This is a genomic window from Methylobacterium sp. WL103 (assembly GCF_008039885.1).
Taxonomy (GTDB): Bacteria; Pseudomonadota; Alphaproteobacteria; order Rhizobiales; family Beijerinckiaceae; genus Methylobacterium; species Methylobacterium cerastii.
On sequence record NZ_VRUX01001042.1, the window covers coordinates 1 to 883 of the forward strand.

Here is an 883-nt window from a genome sequence, read left to right on the forward strand (position 1 = left end):
AGTGTCTGTCCGGCGACATATTGAGTGATGTGAGGGGTTTGTGATTCAAGGCTGCCTGTGTGGAGGCTGCCGATGTGGACGACTGAGAACCGGACCCGCTACGATCGAAGCGAGCTTCGTTATCCGAGCGACCTGACGGATGACGAGTGGGCGCTGATCGAGCCCCTGATCCCTCCAGCCAAGCGTGGCGGCGGCAAGCGCAGCGTCGACATGCGGGCGGTGGTAAACGGCCTGATGTACGTGCTGAGCACTGGCTGCCAATGGCGGGCGATCCCAAAGGATCTGGCGGCGCGCTCGACGGTGCACGACTACTTCGACCTCTGGGACTATGACGGCACGCTGGAGCGGATCCATCACACGCTCTACGTCGCCTGCCGGGAGCGTGTGGGTCGGGAGGTCAGCCCGACGGCAGCCATCATCGATAGCCAGAGCGTGAAGGGCGCGGAAAAAGGGGGCGCTCGATCGACCCGCCCGGCTACGACGCGGGCAAGAAGATCAGGGGCAAGAAGCGCCACATCCTGGTCGACACGCAGGGCCTGCTGATGCACGCGCTCGTCCATCCCGCCGACATTCAGGATCGGGATGGCGGCGTGCTGGTGATGGCCACGCTGTTCGGCCTCTACCCGTTTCTGCTCAAGCTCTTCGCCGACGGCGGCTATCAGGGACCGACCTTCCAAGATGGTCTGCGCAAGGTCTGCCGCACGATCACGGTCGAGATCGTCAGGCGGTCCGATCAGGCCAAGGGCTTCGTCGTGTTGCCCAAGCGCTGGATTGTCGAGCGAACGATCGGTTGGCTCAACCGCTGCCGCCGTCTCGCGAAGGATTGGGAATGCAAAAGCCGGAAAGGGCGAGCGTTCGTCCTCTTGGCCTCCATCCGCCTCAT

The 883-nt window shown here is 63.5% G+C and carries 1 protein-coding gene; it reads left to right on the forward strand.

Features of this window, described 5'->3' with window-relative positions:
• Window positions 1–72 precede the first annotated feature (72 nt).
• Window positions 73–883 (forward strand): IS5 family transposase gene (locus tag FV222_RS27640; RefSeq protein WP_147816323.1). Its coding sequence is split into 2 segments (ribosomal slippage), with 812 coding nucleotides annotated over them: window positions 73–457 and window positions 457–883; the frame shifts between segments, so codons are not numbered across the junction. This gene is flagged as partial in the annotation.